This is a genomic window from Actinomadura latina NBRC 106108 (assembly GCF_001552195.1).
Taxonomy (GTDB): Bacteria; Actinomycetota; Actinomycetes; order Streptosporangiales; family Streptosporangiaceae; genus Spirillospora; species Spirillospora latina.
The window spans coordinates 849615-866075 of sequence record NZ_BCQS01000003.1; the positions used below are offsets into that span (position 1 = coordinate 849615).

Below are 16461 nucleotides of genomic sequence, written 5' to 3' on the forward strand. Positions count from 1 at the left end.
CCATGTGCGGAATCGTGGGGTACGTAGGCGGCCGGGCGGCGCTCGACGTCGTCGTCGAGGGGCTGGCGAGGCTGGAGTACCGCGGCTACGACTCGGCCGGAGTGGCCGTGCTGGCCGACGGGAAGCTGGCGACGGCGAAGCGCGCGGGCAAGCTCGCGAACCTGCGGGGGGCGCTGGCGGAGGAGCCGCCGCCCGCCGGGACGCTCGGCATGGGGCACACCCGGTGGGCGACGCACGGCCCGCCGAACGACCGCAACGCCCACCCGCACGTCGACTGCACCGGCTCGGTCGCGGTGATCCACAACGGGATCATCGAGAACTTCGCCGCGCTGCGCGCCGAGCTGGAGGAGGGCGGGCACGGCCTCGCGTCCGACACCGACACCGAGGCCGTCGCGCACCTGCTGGAGGACGAGCTGAAGGCGGGCGGCGACCTCGCCGCCGCCATGCGCCGCGTCTGCCGCCGCCTGGAGGGCGCGTTCACGCTGGTCGCCGTGCACACCGGCGACCCCGACCTCGTCGTCGGGGCGCGCCGCAACTCGCCGCTCGTCGTCGGCGTCGGGGACGGCGAGAACTTCCTGGCCAGCGACGTCGCCGCGTTCATCGCGCACACCCGCGACGCGATCGAGCTGGGCCAGGACCAGATCGTCGAGCTGCGCGCCGGCGGCGTGACCGTCACCGATTTCGACGGGCGTCCCGCCGAGGTGAAGGAGTACCACGTCGACTGGGACGTGTCCGCCGCCGAGAAGGGCGGCTACGACTACTTCATGCTCAAGGAGATCGCCGAGCAGCCGCGCGCCGTCGCCGACACGCTGCTCGGCCGGATCGGCTCCGACGGCCGGCTGCACCTGGACGAGATGCGCATCTCCGACCGGGAGCTGCGCGAGGTCGACAAGATCATCATCGTGGCGTGCGGCACGTCCTACCACGCGGGCCTGATCGCCAAGTACGCGATCGAGCACTGGGCGGGGCTGCCCTGCGAGGTGGAGCTGGCCAGCGAGTTCCGCTACCGCGACCCGATCCTGTCGCCGACGACGCTGGTCATCGCGATCTCCCAGTCGGGCGAGACGATGGACGCGCTGATGGCCGTCCGGCACGCCCGCGAGCAGAAGGCCAAGCTGCTCGGCATCTGCAACGTCAACGGCTCCACGCTGCCGCGCGAGTGCGACGGCGTCCTCTACACCCACGCGGGGCCGGAGATCGCGGTCGCGTCGACCAAGGCGTTCCTCACCCAGCTCGTCGCCGTCTACCTCATCGCGCTGTACCTGGCGCAGGTGCGCGGCACCAAGTGGGGGGACGAGGTGTTCGCGATGGTGCAGCTGCTGGAGCGGATGCCGGAGAAGGTGGACAAGGTCCTGGAGACCATGGAGCCGGTCCGCGAGCTGGCCCGGTCGCTGGCGAACGAGCACTGCGTGCTGTTCCTCGGCCGCCATGTGGGCTTCCCGGTGGCGCTGGAGGGCGCGCTGAAGCTGAAGGAGCTCGCCTACATGCACGCCGAGGGCTTCGCCGCCGGCGAGCTGAAGCACGGCCCGATCGCGCTGATCGAGGAGAACCTGCCGGTCGTGGTCGTGGTGCCGCCGCGCGCGCGGGACGTCCTGCACGACAAGATCGTGTCGAACATTCAGGAGATCCGGGCCCGGGGCGCGCGGACGATCGTCATCGCCGAGGAGGGCGACGAGTCGGTCGAGCCGTACGCCGACACGCTGATCAGCGTCCCGCCCGTCCCGACCCTTCTGCAGCCGCTCGTCACGACCGTTCCGCTGCAGGTGTTCGCGTGCGAACTGGCGACCGCGAAGGGGCACGACGTCGACCAGCCCCGCAACCTCGCGAAGTCCGTCACCGTCGAGTGACCCGCCCTTGCGGACGCCTCTCAGCGGCTTTGAGAGGCGTCCGCGTCAGCAATTCTCGCGCCGTTGTGAGAATCTCAGTCCGGTGAAATTTGCAGCGTTCCTTTCGGCGCTGCCTTCAGGGGCGGTCGAAACGGCCGGCCTTGGCGTCGGCGGTGAACGCGCTCCATTCGGCCAGGCCGAAGGCGAGACGTGCGGCGGTGTCCTCGGTGTCCCGCACGGATACGGCGTCGTCGTCCAGCCGGGCGACCTCGACGCAGCCGTTGCTGGCGCATCGGGTGCTTTTCCTCCACTGTCCGGGCGGTGTCGCGTGGAAACTCATTCCGGCTCCCTGCATCGAAAGTTGCATTGAACTCGGCGGCGCTGCCGGTGCGTCAAGCACACGGTAACAAGATCGCAAAAAACGCCTGATCACGAACGGGTGGCGCGGTACCCGTGTGACAGGCGCGGCGAGGCGGGTCCAGAGTTTCCGGTGTGGTGGCGAAGAGCCGGGTCTGACGTGGCGACCCGGCTCGTCGGCGTGCCCTCCGCTCCGCCCTCGTGAGGCGGCGGAGGGGCTCAGCGGCGTTTCAGCGCCGCCTCATCGGCCCAGATCGAATTCGCCCTTCTTGGCTCGATCGAGGAAGTCCTGCCACGCTCCGTGCGAGAACGACAGGACCGGGCTTTGCGCGCCGTGCTTGGCGTCGCGAGCGCCGATAGAATGGGACGAACCGACCAGTGCGGCGATTTCGACGCACGTGTTGCTCGCCCCGCAGTGGGCGCTTCTCCTCCATTGCGGAGCAGGAGTGGCGAAAGGGGACACTCGGTGCCTTTCACAAGGATTGAGCCCCTTAGCGGACCCGTCACCAGGCGTCTTTGGCCGCGGCGATGCGCCGCCGGGATTCGTCGGTGGGCAGCGCCTGGCCCGCCAGGCTTGAATAGGCGAGCCTGTACATATAGGTAACCGCCTCATCCGCAAAGTGGCTGATTGTCAGGGATTCCACGTGCACGATATCAGGGAAAAGGATGTCATGCACAGGTGAGAATTCCAGAAGTATAAACGATTCGGCCAACACCGAGTGTGCGATCCCCAAGGGCAGGATCTGCACGGTCACGTTCGGCAGCTCGGTCATCCGGTACAGATGTTCGAGCTGCTCCCGCATGACCTTCTGGTCGCCGATCAGGCGCTGCAGAACCGCCTCGTCCAGCACCGCCGACAGTTCCAGCGGGCGCGTCCCCTGCAGCAGCTCCCGCCGCCGCATTCGCACGTCCAGCCGGCGTTCCAGTTCCTGCGGGGGCAGCGTGGCCAGGTCGCTCCAGCCGCCGATCACGTGCCGCGCGTAGTTCTCCGTCTGCAGCAGCCCGGGAAAGACGGTGCTGCCCCATTCCCTGGCGGCCGTGGCCTCGGACTCCAGGGCGATGAAATCGGCGAGCGGGCTCGGCAGGTCGCGGTACTCCTCCCACCAGCCGCGCTGCGCGGCGTCCTGCGCCAGTGAGACGAGGTCCGCGTGCCGGGAGCCGTCGATCTCGTACAGCTCCAGCAGCCGCCGCACATCGCCGATCTTCGCGCCGGTGCGGGCGTTCTCGAGCCGGCTGACCTTGGCGGTGGACCAGGCGAGCCGCGCGGCGACCTCGTCCCCGGTGAGACCCCTGCGCTCGCGCAGCCTCCGGAGCTCGGCGGCCAGCCGCCGCTGCCGGACGGAGGGACCTCGGGAAGTGCTCATTGCTCGGGCCTCTCCAGTCCCGGCGGACTGATCTGGGCGTATTCTGCCGCACCCGGTGCCGCGGCGCGAATACCCCGGAGCGGATGAGGAAGATTCTACGGCCGATGATTCTTTTCCGCACATGACACTGAAACTTGCAGTGCAACGTACAAATGCGCCGCGTGCGAGGGTTGCGGAGCGCATTCCCGTGGCACTCTAAGTGTGTGATCGACTTGGGGAGCCGGGGATGAGGTACGCGCACGAGGTCGGCAAGGTGCGAGCGGCCGAGGCGGCCCTGATGGCCCGCCTCCCGGACGGCGCCCTGATGCAGCGCGCCGCCGCCGGCCTCGCCTCGGTCTGCGCCCGCCTCCTGCCCGCCGTGTACGGATCCCGCGTCGTCCTCCTCGCCGGCGGCGGCGACAACGGCGGCGACGCCCTCTACGCGGGGGCCCGGCTCGCCCGGCGGGGCGCCCGGGTGCACGCCGTCCAGGCGGGCTCCACGATCCACGACGCCGGCCTGGCCGCCCTCCTGGCCGCCGGCGGCCGCCTCTCCAGCGGCGCGGAGACCGCCCTCGCGGGCGCCGACCTGATCATCGACGGCCTCACCGGCATCGGCGGCGCCGGCGGGCTCCGCGAACCGCACGCCCGGTACGCCGCGCTCGCCTCCGAGTCCACCGGCGTCGTCGTCGCCTGCGACGTGCCGAGCGGCGTGGACGCGAGCACCGGCCGCGTCGAGGGCGCCGCCGTCCACGCCGACGTCACCGTCACGTTCGGGACGCACAAGCCGGGCCTTTTCATCGACCCCGGCGCGTCCTACTGCGGAGTGGTCGAACTGGTCGACATCGGGCTCGGCCCCGACCTGCCCGACCCGGACGTCGTCGTGCCCCGCCCCGCGGACGTCCAGCCGCCCGAGCCGGGCCCCGAGTCCGACAAGTACCGGCGCGGCGTCGTCGGCATTCTCGCGGGCGGCGACGAGTTCACCGGCGCGGCCGTCCTGTGCACCGGCGGCGCCGTCCACGGCGGCGCGGGCATGGTCCGCTTCGCCTCCGTCGCGCATCCGGTGGAGCTCGTCCGCCACCGCTGGCCCGAGGCCGTCACCACGGTGATCGAACCCGGCCGCCAGGACGCCGGGGTCCTCGAACGCGTCGGACGCGTCCAGGCCTGGGTCGCCGGCCCCGGCCTCGGCACCGGCGCCGCAGCCGAGTCCCTCCTCGAAGCCGTCCTCGGCACCGATCTGCCGGTCCTGGTGGACGCCGACGGCCTCACCGTCCTGGCCCGCCGCCGCGACCTGCTGCGCCGCACCGCCCCGACGGTCCTCACCCCGCACGCGGGCGAGCTCTCCCGCCTGATCTCGGCCGACCGCGCGGACATCGAGGCGGCCCGCCTGGACCACACCCGCCGCGCCGCCGCCGAACTCTCCGCGACCGTCCTGCTCAAGGGCTCGACGACCCTGGTCGCCGAGGCCGACCGCCCCGTCCGGGTGAACCCGACCGGCAGCCCCCGCCTGGCGACGGCCGGCACGGGCGACGTCCTGTCCGGCCTGATCGGCGCCCTCCTGGCAGGCGGCCTGCCCGCCCTGGACGCGGCCGCCGCCGGCGCCTACCTCCACGGCTTGGCCGCCCGGCTGGCCGCCGCTCCCGCCCCCGGCGCGGAGTCGCCGATCAGCGCCTGCGACGTCATCGGAGCCCTCCCCGCCGCCTTCCGCAGTGTCGACCGGGGGAGCGCGGCCCGAGCCATGCGGCCGTGAGGACCGGGGCGTGTTGAACCCGGGGCCGGACAAGTGCGTCTTATCGGGCGAGGAGTGCTGCGGGAGCGCTCATCGGACGCCGATGTCCCGGTCATGACCTGGCGATAACGACTGGGCATGGCCATCGGGGCGGCACACTGGATGATTATGAGGGTTCCTGCGGAGGCGCGCGTCGATCTCGGCGCCATCGGCGACAACATCGGGCTGCTGCGCGAGCGCGTCCGGGGCGCCGAGGTCATGGCCATGGTGAAGGCCGAGGCGTACGGGCACGGACTGGTCGAGGCCGCCGGGGCCGCGCTCGCCGGCGGCGCGACGTGGCTCGGGGTCGCGAAGCTGGCCGAGGCGCTGCGGCTGCGCGACGCGGGCCTCACCGCCCGGACGCTGGTCTGCCTCGGCGTGCCCGGCGAGCCGTACGCGGAGGCCGTCGCGCGGGACATCGACCTCACCGTGGGCGCGATCTGGCTGCTGGACGAGGTCGTCCGGGCGGCGGAGCGGAGCGGGCGGCAGGCGCGGGTGCACCTCAAGGCCGACACGGGCATGTCGCGGGGCGGCGCGGGCGGCGCGGACTGGGAGGCGCTCGTCGACGCGGCGCTGAAGGCCGAGGCCGCCGGGCAGGTGCGGGTGGCCGGGGTCATGTCCCACTTCGCGTGCGCGGACGAGCCGGGCCACCCGTCGATCGCGGCGCAGCTCGGCGCGTTCACCGAGATGGTCGCGTACGCGGAGAAGGCGGGTGCGCGCTTCGAGGTCCGGCATCTGGCGAACTCGGCGGCCGCGCTGACCCTGCCGGAGGCGCGGTTCGACCTCGTCCGCCCCGGGATCGCGACGTACGGGCTGACCCCGGTGCCCCGGCTCGGGACGTTCGGGCTCCGCCCCGCGATGACGCTGGCGGCGGACGCGGCGCTGGTCAAGCGTGTCCCGGCAGGTCGCGGAGTGTCGTACGGTCACACGTACACCACACGTGAGGCCACCAACCTGGCCGTCGTGCCCGTGGGGTACGGCGACGGGATCCCCAGGCACGGCTCCAACCTCCTGGAGGTCCTCGCGGGTGGACGCCGCAGGACGATCGCCGGGCGGGTCTGCATGGACCAGTTCGTCATCGACCTGGGCGACGACCGGCTGTCGGCGGGTGACGAGATCATCCTGTTCGGGCCGGGCGGCCAGGGTGAGCCGACCGCGCAGGAGTGGGCGGACGCCTTGGACACGATCTCCTATGAGATCGTCACCCGCATCGGGTCCCGGGTGCCGAGGGCGTATCCGGGACGGGCGCTGTAGGGGGCGCGTGCATGGACAGCAAGAGCAGGCGCAGGATCGGCGTGGCCGGCATCGTCGCCGGCGTCGGCGCGGCGGGCGTGGGCGCGGCCGTCGGGCTGCGGCACTTCGCCGTCGGCCGGGTGCGGCTGCGGCCCGACCCGGACGCCGGCGAGCCGTTCGGCCTGCTGCGCGGGCGCGAGCTGACCGTCGAGGCCGACGACGGCGTCCCGCTGCACGTGGAGATCGACGGCCCCGACGACGCCGGCCTCACCCTGGTGTTCTGCCACGGCTACACCCTCAACCAGGACTCGTGGCACTACCAGCGCCGCGACCTGCAGGGGTCGCTGCGCATGGTGTTCTGGGACCAGCGCAGCCACGGCCGGTCCGGACGCGGGAAGCTGGAGCGCGCGACGATCGAGCAGACCGGCGACGACCTGCACGCGGTGCTGAAGGCGGTGGTCGGCCCGGACGAGCCGGTCGTCCTCATCGGGCACTCCATGGGCGGGATGTCGATCATGGCGCTGGCCGACCGGCATCCCGAGCTGTTCGACCGGCAGGTCGTGGGCGTCGCGCTCGTCAACACGTCCTGCGGTGACCTGGCGGAGATGACGCTGGGGCTGCCGCTGGTGGTCGCGAAGGCCGTCCGGCCGCTGGCGCCGGGGACGCTGCGCGGCCTCGGCCGCCGCGCCGACCTCGTGGAGAAGGCGCGCGGGCTGGGCGCCGACCTCGCGTTCGTCGTCACCCGGAAGATGGCGTTCGCCGACAAGTACGTCAGCCCGTCCGTCGTCGACTTCCTGGAGCAGATGATCAGGGCGACGCCGATCGACGTGATCGCCGAGTTCTACCCGGCGCTGATGGGCCACGACAAGGTCGGCTGCCTCGGCGTCCTCGGCAGGGTGCCCGCGGTGGTGCTGGCCGGCGGGCGGGACCGGCTGACCCCGGTCGAGCACGCGCGCCGCATCGCGGCGGCGATGCCGGACGTGGAACTGGTAGAGGTGGAGGTTGCCGGGCACGTGCTGCCGCTGGAGTACCCGGGGGTGGTGACCGGCGCGCTGCGGCGGCTGATCGCCCGCGTCCAGCCCGGCTACCAGCAGCAGGAGGAGGAGCGCACGGCGTGAACGCGATCACCGTCACCGTCCCGACCGCGGCGGACATGCACGAGCTCGGGCTGCGCCTCGCCGGCCGGCTCCGGGCGGGCGACCTGCTCGTCATGACCGGGCATCTGGGCGCGGGCAAGACGACGCTCACCCAGGGGATCGGCGAGGGCCTGAAGGTGCGGGGCCCGATCACCTCGCCGACGTTCGTCATCGCGCGGGTGCATCCGTCGCTCGCGGGCGGCCCGCCGCTGGTGCACGTGGACGCCTACCGGCTCGGCGGTTTCGCGGAACTCGACGATCTCGATCTCGACGCGTCCGTGGACGAATCGGTGACGATCGTGGAATGGGGAGAAGGGCTCGCGGAGGGCCTCGCCGAAGACCGCCTGGAACTGATCATTTCGCGCGGGGACGGGCCCGGCGAGGGACGCGAAGTAAGGATCGTCGGGGTCGGTCATCGCTGGTCCGACCTGGAACTCGGCGCTGGATGAGGGCCTGCGGGCAACTTCTGTGGTTTTTGCCATCCAGGATGGACCACTTTACGGCTGCATGTCGTACTCTTTGCCGAACAAGCCTCACCTACGCGACATATCGATTTCCTAGTGGGAGTGGGAACCGGTGAGTGGTAGCCATCGCAGCGGTAGTGACCGCGACAGCTACCGCGGTTCGGGCGGTGGCCAAGGGCCAGGCGGTGGTTACCGGCCGGACGGCGGTGCATACGGCACGGGCGGCGGCGAGTACACGCCGTCCCCGGGCCTGGAGTCCGGCGGCCCCTCGGGAACCGGCGGTCAGCAGACCGGCGGATACCGGACGGGCGGGTACCCGACCGCCGGTTCTGAGACCGGCGGGTACGAAACCGGCGGTTACGGGTCCGGCCAATCAGGTAGCGGTCCCTACCAGAGGGGCGGCGCCCCCTATCAGCGGGACTCCGGCGCGTACCGCCCGGAGTCCGGTTCGTACGGTCCCGCCGAGTCGGGTTCGTACGGTGCGGGCGAGTCGGGTTCGTACGGTGCCGGCGAGACCGGCAAGTACCGGTCGGAGCCGGGGTCGTACCAGCGCGAGACCGGTGCCTACCGGCGCGAGGCGAGCCCGTACCAGCGGGGCAGCGGCCCGTACCAGCGGGAGACCGGCCCGTACGAGACCGGTAGCGGCGGTTACCGGTCCGGCAGCGGCGGATACGGGAGCGGCGGATACGGGAGCGACACCGGCGGATACCGCGCCGGTGGAAGCGGCCGGCGGCGGGCCGACAGCGGCGGTTACCGCACCGGCAGCCACCGGGTGGCGCGCGATGGCGGCGGACGGCGCTGGGGCGTCATCCTGGGCGGCATCGTCGCCGGCATCGCCGTCTGCGTGCTCGCGATGATCGTCATCCTGGGCGGCGTCGGCGCGAGCGGCGACAAGGACGGCGGCGACATCGTCGGCAGCGGCGCCGCCGAGAGCTCCCCGACGGCGAAGGGCGAGCGCTCCGTCGTCCCCGACTCCTGCACGATCGTCGGCCAGGACCTGATCGACCGGCTGGCGCCGGGCTCCGAGCGCACCCAGGCCGACAGCTACCAGAGCAGCGAGCGGCAGAACCAGTGCGTGTGGGGCGCCTACGCGGGCGACACCAAGCGGCAGCTCACCGTCGAGCTCCGCGCGATCGCCGGCAACGCCGACCAGACGCCCACGGACGCCGCGACCAGGACGTTCACGTCCGAGCGCACCGCCGACGAGTCCGGCAAGGCGCTGCTGCCCGACCAGAAGCTCACCGAAAAGCTCCGCCTCGAGAACGTCGGCGACGACGGCTACATCGTGTACAGCGTCGACGACAAGCAGGGGGCGGGGGAGGCCGTCGGCAACGTCCGGCTCGCGAACATCCTGGTCACGATCCACTACTCGGGCTCGAACGACGGCGACCCGCTCTCGTCCAAGTCCGCGAACGGCGGCGCCACCGACGTCGCCAAGGCCGTGATCCAGGCCCTCAATCAGGGCTGAACCAGCACGGGCCGCCTGACCGGTAGGCTTACAACCCGTGCTGGTCTTGGCTTTCGATACCGCGACCGCCGCGATCACCGTGGCGCTGTACGAGTGGATTCCCGGCGAGGGCGCCGTGCCGCGCGGCGCGGCCGAGGCGGTCGACCGGCGAAGGCATACCGAGTTGCTCGCCCCGTACATCGCGCAGGTGATGGCGGAGGCCGGGGCTGCGCCGGACGACCTGAGCGCGATCTCCGTCGGCGTCGGGCCGGGGCCCTACACGGGGCTGCGCGTCGGGCTCGTCACGGCCCGCGCCATGGGCGAGGCCCTGAGCATCCCCGTGCACGGCGTCTGCACCCTGGACATCATCGCCTGGGCCACCGGCCGGGACGAGCCGTTCGTCGTCGCCACCGATGCCCGCCGCAAGGAGGTCTACTGGGCGCGGTACGACTCGGCCCGCGCGCGCGCCACCGAACCTGCCGTCGGCCCGCCGTCGGATGTCCCGCAAGGGCTGCCCGTCGTAGGTGAGGGCGCCGCCCTCTACCCGGAGGTCCTCGGTGACTCCGGCCATGAACCGCTGCTGCCGACCGCCGGGGCCCTCGCTGAGCTGACCGTGTCCCGCCTGGCCGGCCTCAAGGTCCCCGGACTGCTCACGCCGGAGCCGCTGTACCTGCGCAGGCCGGACGCGAAGGAACCGGGCCCCCGCAAAAAGGTGACACCGGCATGACCGATCTCGTCCTGCGGCCCATGACGGACGCGGACCTCCCGGCCGTCCACCGGCTGGAGGAGGCCCTGTTCCCCGAGGACGCCTGGAGCGAGGAGATGCTGCGCGGCGAACTCGCCGACCAGCCGCGCACCCGCCACTATGTCGTCGCGGCCGAACCCGGCGGCGAGATCGTCGGCTACGCGGGCCTCGCGGCGGCGGGCGGGCAGGCCGACGTGCAGACCATCGGGGTGCGCGCCGACCGGCGCAAGCACGGCATCGGCGCGGCGCTGCTCACCGAGCTGCTGAACGAGGCCGTCCGCCGCAACAGCGAGTCGGTGTTCCTGGAGGTCCGCGCCGACAACGACGCCGCGCACCGCCTCTACGAGCGGTTCGGCTTCGTCAGGGTCGGCCTCCGCAAGCGCTACTACCAGCCCTCGGACGTGGATGCGATCGTGATGAGCCGCACGCTCGACCGCCGCCGGCCCATGGGCTTCAACCGGGAGAAGTGATGATTCGGGACGAGCCGCTGGTGCTCGGGATCGAGACGTCGTGCGACGAGACCGGGGTCGGGATCGTGCGCGGCAACACGCTGCTGGCGGACGCCATCGCCTCCAGCGTCGAGCAGCACGCCCGCTTCGGCGGCGTCGTGCCGGAGGTCGCGTCGCGCGCGCACCTGGAGGCGATGGGGCCGACCGTCGAACGCGCGCTGGCGGACGCCGGCGTGGCGTTCACCGACGTGGACGCGTTCGCCGTCACCGCCGGGCCGGGCCTGCCGGGCGCGCTGATGGTCGGCGTCGCGGCCGCGAAGGCGTACGCGCTGTCCCTCGGCAAGCCGCTGTACGGGGTCAACCACCTCGCCGCGCACGTGTGCGTCGACCAGCTCGAACACGGCCCCCTGCCGAAGCCCTGCGTGGCGCTGCTGGTGTCGGGCGGCCACTCGTCCATCCTGCTGGTGCCGGACGTGGCGGGCGACGTCCGCTCGCTCGGCAGCACGGTGGACGACGCGGCCGGCGAGGCGTTCGACAAGGTCGCGCGCGTCCTCGGCCTCGGCTTCCCCGGCGGCCCGATCATCGACCGGATGGCCCGCGAGGGCGACCCCGCCGCGATCGCGTTCCCGCGCGGCAAGTACAAGGACGGCACCTACGACTTCTCGTTCTCCGGCCTGAAGACGGCGGTGGCCCGCTGGGTGGAGGCCAAGGAGCGCGCGGGCGAGGCCGTCCCGGTGCCGGACGTGGCCGCGTCCTTCCAGGAGGCCGTGGTCGACGTCCTGACGCAGAAGGCCCTGAAGGTCTGCGCGGACAACGGCGTCCGCGACCTGCTGATCGGCGGCGGCGTCGCCGCGAACTCCCGGCTCCGCGCCCTGGCCGCCGAACGCTGCGAGGCGGCCGGCGTCCGCCTGCGCGTCCCGCGCCCCAAACTCTGCACCGACAACGGCGCGATGGTCGCCGCCCTGGGCTCCGAACTGGTCGCCTCCGGCGCGTCCCCGTCCGACCTGGAACTCCCCGCCGACTCCAGCCTCCCCATAGAGACGATCACGCTCTGAGGAGCTAGCACTCCGCCAGGAGCGCGGCCAGGTAGTCCTCGAAGAGGGGGACTTTGGCCTCGTCCATCGTGTGGTCCTCGGTCTCGGGGAGCAGGTCCAGGAGGCAGCGGACGTCCCAGTAGGGGTCGTGGACGTGACCTCCGGAGACCTGGTCGAAGGACGCGAGGAAGCGGTCGGCGACCGAGGTGCCGTAGCGGAGGGCGAGGCCGCGGCGCATGCAGGCGATGTCGGCGGCGACGGGGCCGGACGAGGCGTCCGACCAGTCGACGACGCCGGTGAGCCTTCCGTAGGACCACAGCGTGTTGTCGGCGTGGTAGTCGCGGTGGATGAACCGGACGGGCGCCTCGGGGGCCGGACGGGCCGCGACCTCGAAGGCGCGCTCCCACAGGCCGGGGCGGAGCGCGTGCTTGGGCGGGCGCCGCACGTCGAGCCGGTTGTACGGGACGTACGGGGGCATCGTGGACGCGCCGTTCAGCGCGTGCACCGCCAGCAGCGCGGCGGCCAGCTGGATGAGGTACTCGGGCAGGTCGTCGGGGGACGGCCGGGGCGGATGGCCGGGGAGCCGGGTGATCAGCAGGGCCGGGACGTCGCAGTAGGCGCCGGCGGGGTCGGCGGCGACGAGGGCCGGGGTGGGGATCTCGCAGCCGGCGAGGAGCGCGAGCGCGGCGATCTCCCGTTCGGGGCAGAAGTCGGGCGAGGCGGCGGGGCTCGTCCAGCGGCGCAGGACGAGGCGGTGGGCGCTGCCCGAGCCGCTCTCCACGAGCAGGGCGTGGTTGGCGTGCGTGGTCCCGCCGGCGAGCGGCCGCACCATGCGGACCTCGGCGCCCTTGCCGAGACACCCCTCGACCCAGCGAAGGGTGAGGTGGCCGGGTGGGGCGCCGGTCGGCAGGCAGGGAGCCGGTGTGCGAGTCACCTGATCCATAAAAACGGATTCCGAAGGGTATTGGGAGTGATTTTGCGAAGACAGAACGTAACAGAATGCACGTCAGCGGGGCGGCTTGCAGGAGCACCTTCGGTCGTCGCGGGCGGTTGCCGGACAAACGCCGCGGATTCCGTTGGGTATCCGGAGGTGTCCGGGTGGGGCCCGCGCGGCCCCACCCGGACGGAGGTCAGTCCTTGGGGTCGCGGCGGGGGCGCAGCAGCGCCTCGGCCAGCGCGAGCATCGTCTCCTCCAGCGTGGACAGCCGCTTCAGCACGTCCTCGTGCACCGCGTTGACCTGCTTGGAGACTTCGTCGTGGACGCCGTCGACCTTGCGGACGACCTCGTCCTCGACGTGCAGGAAGCGCTTGGCGAAGTCGGCCTGCGCGGCGTCGGCGCGCCGCCCGGCCTCGTCCTGCATGCCCTCCACGCGCCGCGCGAACTCCGCCTGGACGCCGCCCACCTGCCGCGCGACGTCCTCCTGCATGTTGCCGACCTGCTTGGCGACGTCCTCGTGGATGTTGCCGACCTGCCGGGTGACGTCCTCGTGGATGTCCCCGATCCGCTTGCCGAAGTCGTCGTGGACGTTGCCGACCTGCCGCGTCACGTCGCTGTGCACGGACTCGACCTGCTTGGCGACGTCGGCGTGCACCGACTCGACCCGGCGGGAGACGAGGTCGACCTGCGCGGTGAACTCCTCCAGCGCGCCGTCGACCCGCTTGGCGACCTCCTCGTGGATGTTCTCGATGCGCTTGCGGACGTCCTCGTGCACGTCCTCGAACCGGCGGGAGAACTCGTCCATGCGCTTGGCGACGTCGCTGTAGGCGGTTTCGGCGATCTGCGACATGGTCGCCTTGACCTCGTCGCGGTCCGGCCGGGCGCGCAGTTCCTCGATCAGCGGGTCGACCGCCTCGGCGAGGTGCTTCTCCAGCGCGTCGAACCGGTCGCCGTACTCGGCCGCGGGACGCTGCGCGAGGTCGCGCAGCATGCGGTGCAGCTCGGCGATCTCCAGCGTGGCGGGGAGCCGGCCGATCCGCTCGCCGACCCCGTCGATGCGGCCGTCGAGGCCCTCGAACCGCCCGTCCAGGCCCTCCAGCTTGCCGGACAGCCCTTCGAGCCGGCCGTCGACGCCGTCCAGCCGCCCGTCCAGTCCGTCGAGCCGGCCGCCGACGCCCTCGACCCGGCCGCTGACGGCCTCGAGCCCCTGCTCCATCCGCTCGGCCATCTCGCCGAGCGACTGGTCGACCCGCGACGTGACCCCGTTGATCGAGTGTTCCAGCCGCTCGGACCGGTGGCCCAGTTCGGCGAGCGACTTGTCCAGCCGGTTGAAGCGGACGGACGCGGCCTCCATGCTGCCCTGGAGCTTGTCCAGCCGCTTGGTCATCTCGTCCATGCGCTGGGACGCCTGCCGGGTGGCGTCGGTGATCTGCTGCGCCGAGTCGAGGACGGCCTGGATCCGGGTCAGGCCCTCGTCGACGTTCTCGGCGACGACGCCGACGTCAGCCCACAGCGCGGGCAGCTCGGCGACGGGCTTGACCCGCTCGCCGAACGACTCGATGTGCTCGGCCAGTCCCTCGGCCCATTCCGGGGGCTTGCCGGACAGCTCGTCGACCTGGCCGCGGACGCTCTCGATCTGCCCGGTCAGCCCGCTGAGCTCCCGCTCGCGGACCTCGCGGAGCAGCCACTCCATGCCCTCCAGCCGCTGCCGAATCTCGTCCAGGACCTGACCCTGTGAGCGCTGTTCATAGACGTGGTCCTGCGCCGCACGGGCGAGCAACTCCCGCATCCGATCCGAGACCGGTTGACCCCCCGTCTGCAGGAAGTTGTGATTCGTTTCCACCCGATGCTCCTTCGTGTGCCGGCGCGACGAAATGACGCACGGCAAATGAATCTGTGAGATGGCCACTGTAGTGCGTGTAGAGAGCCGCTAAAACGGGTAGCAGAGAAGATTGTGAGTTCTGCGGAATGCGCCTGTTATCCGGCTGGGGTGAATAGCGAAAAATGGCCGGGTGCGGGTTTGTTCCCCGCTTCGCGGCAATCGCGGTGCTCGTGGTGATGTGTCAGTGGTGGGCGGCGGGCGCGGTGTGGCGCCGTGTCCGTACATCTCGTCCGACATCGGCAGTTCCCGAACCGCCGGTGAGTACGGATGGCCGACGCGTATCCACGGGAATGTGATGCCGCGCGGCGGGCTCAGGCCCTATTTCGGAGGGTATTTCGCGGGCCCGAAGTCCCTGCCGCTGAAGCCGCCTCGGTGTTTTCGGGTGCGTTGATCTCGGTGCGCCGATTCGCGGCCGGTGCCGCGCCCTTGCCGGGCACCCGCAATCCCTGGTGGACGTGATGCCGGAAAACGCCGATGATTTGCACCGCCGTGGCGCGTCGCCCGGTCCCGCTTGGCGTTGCCCGCCCGTGCGGAAGATCTTTGGGCACGGTTGCCGTCCGGTGCCCGCGCCGGCCCGGTCAGGCGCCCGGGACGGGGCGGGTGAGGAGGGCGACCGGGTCGCGCCCGACGCGCGTCACCACCAGCGTCAGCTCCGCGCCGCCCCGGCGCGCCCTGCGTCCGCCGAAGCCGAGGTCGCGCCGCAGCCGGTCGACGTCGACGGCCGAGCCGCGCTTCTTGACGGTCAGCACGCCGGCCTCGCGGCGCCGCAGCTCCGAGCGCAGGCGCTTCACGGAGAACGGCAGCACGTCCTCGATCTCGTAGGCGGACGCGAACGGTGTCGGGCACAGCCGGTCGGACGTGATGTACGCGATGTGCGGGTCCGCGAGCCCGCCGCCGACCAGCTCCGCCACCTCACCCACCAGATGGGCGCGGATCACCGCTCCGTCAGGCTCGTACAGGTAACGGCCCCACGCGCGCACATCCGGGACGTCGAGCCCCTGCGGGGTCAGCGTCCAGACCTCCGGGTCGGTGTCGGACTTGAGCAGCGTGGCTCGGCGTCCCACGTCCCCTGCGAGCGACCCTAGCCAGAGGGCCGCCTCCTTGACGTCGCCGTGGACCGACACCCACTCGGCCTCTGCGTCGTCTGGAACGGCCTCATGCGGTATGCCGGGCGCCACCTTGACGCAGGCGGCAGGCAGCTTCCGGGCCATGTCCAGGACGATGTCAAGCGGCGGCTCGTACGAGCGGGGGTCGAAGACCCTGCCACGAGCAGTACGTCGCCCGGGGTCGGCGAACACCGCGTCGAACCCGTCCAGGGTGGCCTTGGTGGCGTCCCCGATGCGCACAGAGGCGTTGAGTCCAAAAGCGGCCACGTTCGCCTGCGCCACCTCTGCCGTGAGGAGGTCGAGTTCCACGCCCTCCCCGGCGAGGTCCGCACGCGCCCGCGCGATGAGGTCGGCGCCTATGCCGCACCCGAGGTCGAGCACGCGTGCGCCGTCCAGACGGGCGGCGAACCGTCGCGCACGATGTGCCGCCACACTCGCGCGGGTCGACTGCTCAAGCCCCGCCTGCGTGAAGTACATGCGGTCGGCGTCCGCACCGAACTTGACCCGTGCCCGCTCCCGGAGCCGCACCTGCGTGAGCGCCGCCGCGACGAGCGCCGGATCGTGGCGTTCGCGCAACCGGGACGCCGTCGCCAGCAGCGCGTCCTCGCGCACGTCCGCGTCCGCCGCCTCGCTGAGGAGTGCCTGGCCGGACGGGGTGCGCAGGGCCCGGAACGACGCGATGTCCATGGGGGGAAGTTAGCGGTCGGTGAACACTGCCCCGTGCGCCCGTGTCCGTG

The 16461-nt window shown here is 72.0% G+C and carries 15 protein-coding genes; 9 read left to right on the forward strand and 6 right to left on the reverse strand.

The window, feature by feature from the left end; translation table 11 throughout:
* Positions 1-2: 2 nt before the first annotated feature.
* Positions 3-1847, forward strand: coding sequence for a glutamine--fructose-6-phosphate transaminase (isomerizing) (glmS, locus tag AL2_RS04880; protein WP_067629485.1), 1845 nt, complete (start codon positions 3-5; stop codon positions 1845-1847).
* Positions 1848-1962: 115 nt separating this feature from the next.
* On the opposite strand, the gene AL2_RS36085 is transcribed toward glmS, so the two are convergent.
* From AL2_RS36085 to AL2_RS04885, 3 genes are all read right to left on the reverse strand, one after another.
* Positions 1963-2166, reverse strand: coding sequence for a DUF397 domain-containing protein (locus AL2_RS36085; RefSeq protein WP_083945927.1), 204 nt, complete (start codon positions 2164-2166; stop codon positions 1963-1965).
* Positions 2167-2424: 258 nt separating this feature from the next.
* Positions 2425-2796: a DUF397 domain-containing protein gene (locus AL2_RS40030; RefSeq protein ID WP_083945928.1), complete on the reverse strand. Its 372-nt coding sequence runs from the start codon at positions 2794-2796 to the stop codon at positions 2425-2427.
* Positions 2687-3547: a helix-turn-helix domain-containing protein gene (locus tag AL2_RS04885; protein ID WP_067629487.1), complete on the reverse strand. Its 861-nt coding sequence runs from the start codon at positions 3545-3547 to the stop codon at positions 2687-2689. The genes AL2_RS40030 and AL2_RS04885 overlap by 110 nt, the downstream gene beginning before the upstream one ends.
* A 226-nt stretch (positions 3548-3773) precedes the next feature.
* Here AL2_RS04885 and AL2_RS04890 point away from each other — a divergent pair, with 226 nt between their 5' ends.
* The 8 genes from AL2_RS04890 to tsaD all read left to right on the forward strand — a co-directional run bounded on the left by AL2_RS04890 (position 3774) and on the right by tsaD (position 11820).
* Positions 3774-5273 (forward strand): NAD(P)H-hydrate dehydratase, encoded by a 1500-nt coding sequence (locus AL2_RS04890; RefSeq protein ID WP_067629492.1) that lies wholly within the window; start codon positions 3774-3776, stop codon positions 5271-5273.
* A 147-nt stretch (positions 5274-5420) separates the two neighbouring features.
* A complete protein-coding gene (gene alr, locus AL2_RS04895) occupies positions 5421-6545 on the forward strand; it encodes an alanine racemase (RefSeq protein WP_067630357.1) in 1125 nt (374 codons plus the stop codon).
* A gap of 11 nt (positions 6546-6556) precedes the next feature.
* Complete coding sequence (locus tag AL2_RS04900) at positions 6557-7642, forward strand: alpha/beta fold hydrolase (RefSeq protein ID WP_067629493.1); 1086 nt, start codon at positions 6557-6559, stop codon at positions 7640-7642.
* A 5-nt stretch (positions 7643-7647) separates the two neighbouring features.
* The gene (gene tsaE / locus AL2_RS04905) at positions 7648-8109 is read left to right on the forward strand and encodes a tRNA (adenosine(37)-N6)-threonylcarbamoyltransferase complex ATPase subunit type 1 TsaE (protein ID WP_376741344.1); all 462 of its coding nucleotides are present in this window, start codon (positions 7648-7650) and stop codon (positions 8107-8109) included.
* Positions 8110-8236: 127 nt separating this feature from the next.
* Positions 8237-9592 (forward strand): hypothetical protein, encoded by a 1356-nt coding sequence (locus AL2_RS04910; protein ID WP_067629494.1) that lies wholly within the window; start codon positions 8237-8239, stop codon positions 9590-9592.
* Between the two features lie 37 nt (positions 9593-9629).
* A complete protein-coding gene (tsaB, locus tag AL2_RS04915; protein ID WP_067629495.1) occupies positions 9630-10298 on the forward strand; it encodes a tRNA (adenosine(37)-N6)-threonylcarbamoyltransferase complex dimerization subunit type 1 TsaB in 669 nt (222 codons plus the stop codon).
* Positions 10295-10786, forward strand: a complete 492-nt coding sequence (gene rimI, locus AL2_RS04920; protein WP_067629496.1) for a ribosomal protein S18-alanine N-acetyltransferase — start codon at positions 10295-10297, stop codon at positions 10784-10786. The genes tsaB and rimI overlap by 4 nt, the downstream gene beginning before the upstream one ends.
* Positions 10786-11820: a tRNA (adenosine(37)-N6)-threonylcarbamoyltransferase complex transferase subunit TsaD gene (gene tsaD, locus AL2_RS04925; protein ID WP_174550809.1), complete on the forward strand. Its 1035-nt coding sequence runs from the start codon at positions 10786-10788 to the stop codon at positions 11818-11820. The genes rimI and tsaD overlap by 1 nt, the downstream gene beginning before the upstream one ends.
* A 4-nt stretch (positions 11821-11824) precedes the next feature.
* Here tsaD and AL2_RS04930 read toward each other — a convergent pair whose 3' ends face one another.
* The 3 genes from AL2_RS04930 to AL2_RS04940 form a co-directional block, all read right to left on the reverse strand.
* On the reverse strand, positions 11825-12742 hold the full coding sequence (locus tag AL2_RS04930) for a phosphotransferase family protein (protein ID WP_067629501.1): 918 nt from the start codon (positions 12740-12742) through the stop codon (positions 11825-11827).
* A gap of 187 nt (positions 12743-12929) precedes the next feature.
* Positions 12930-14579: an apolipoprotein A1/A4/E domain-containing protein gene (locus AL2_RS04935; RefSeq protein ID WP_083945929.1), complete on the reverse strand. Its 1650-nt coding sequence runs from the start codon at positions 14577-14579 to the stop codon at positions 12930-12932.
* 617 nt (positions 14580-15196) lie between these two features.
* Entirely contained in the window at positions 15197-16411 is a 1215-nt protein-coding gene (locus AL2_RS04940; RefSeq protein ID WP_067629508.1) for a class I SAM-dependent methyltransferase, read from the reverse strand.
* Positions 16412-16461: the final 50 nt, after the last annotated feature.

Coding starts and splice junctions, on each gene's coding strand:
- AL2_RS04900 (WP_067629493.1), top strand. CDS start 6,557: ATGGACAGCAAGAGCAGGCGCAGGATCGGCGTGGCCGGCATCGTCGCC.
- AL2_RS36085 (WP_083945927.1), bottom strand. CDS start 2,166: ATGAGTTTCCACGCGACACCGCCCGGACAGTGGAGGAAAAGCACCCGA.
- AL2_RS40030 (WP_083945928.1), bottom strand. CDS start 2,796: ATGAGGCGGTTACCTATATGTACAGGCTCGCCTATTCAAGCCTGGCGG.
- rimI (WP_067629496.1), top strand. CDS start 10,295: ATGACCGATCTCGTCCTGCGGCCCATGACGGACGCGGACCTCCCGGCC.
- glmS (WP_067629485.1), top strand. CDS start 3: ATGTGCGGAATCGTGGGGTACGTAGGCGGCCGGGCGGCGCTCGACGTC.
- alr (WP_067630357.1), top strand. CDS start 5,421: ATGAGGGTTCCTGCGGAGGCGCGCGTCGATCTCGGCGCCATCGGCGAC.
- AL2_RS04885 (WP_067629487.1), bottom strand. CDS start 3,547: ATGAGCACTTCCCGAGGTCCCTCCGTCCGGCAGCGGCGGCTGGCCGCC.
- AL2_RS04930 (WP_067629501.1), bottom strand. CDS start 12,742: ATGGATCAGGTGACTCGCACACCGGCTCCCTGCCTGCCGACCGGCGCC.
- AL2_RS04890 (WP_067629492.1), top strand. CDS start 3,774: ATGAGGTACGCGCACGAGGTCGGCAAGGTGCGAGCGGCCGAGGCGGCC.
- tsaD (WP_174550809.1), top strand. CDS start 10,786: ATGATTCGGGACGAGCCGCTGGTGCTCGGGATCGAGACGTCGTGCGAC.
- AL2_RS04940 (WP_067629508.1), bottom strand. CDS start 16,411: ATGGACATCGCGTCGTTCCGGGCCCTGCGCACCCCGTCCGGCCAGGCA.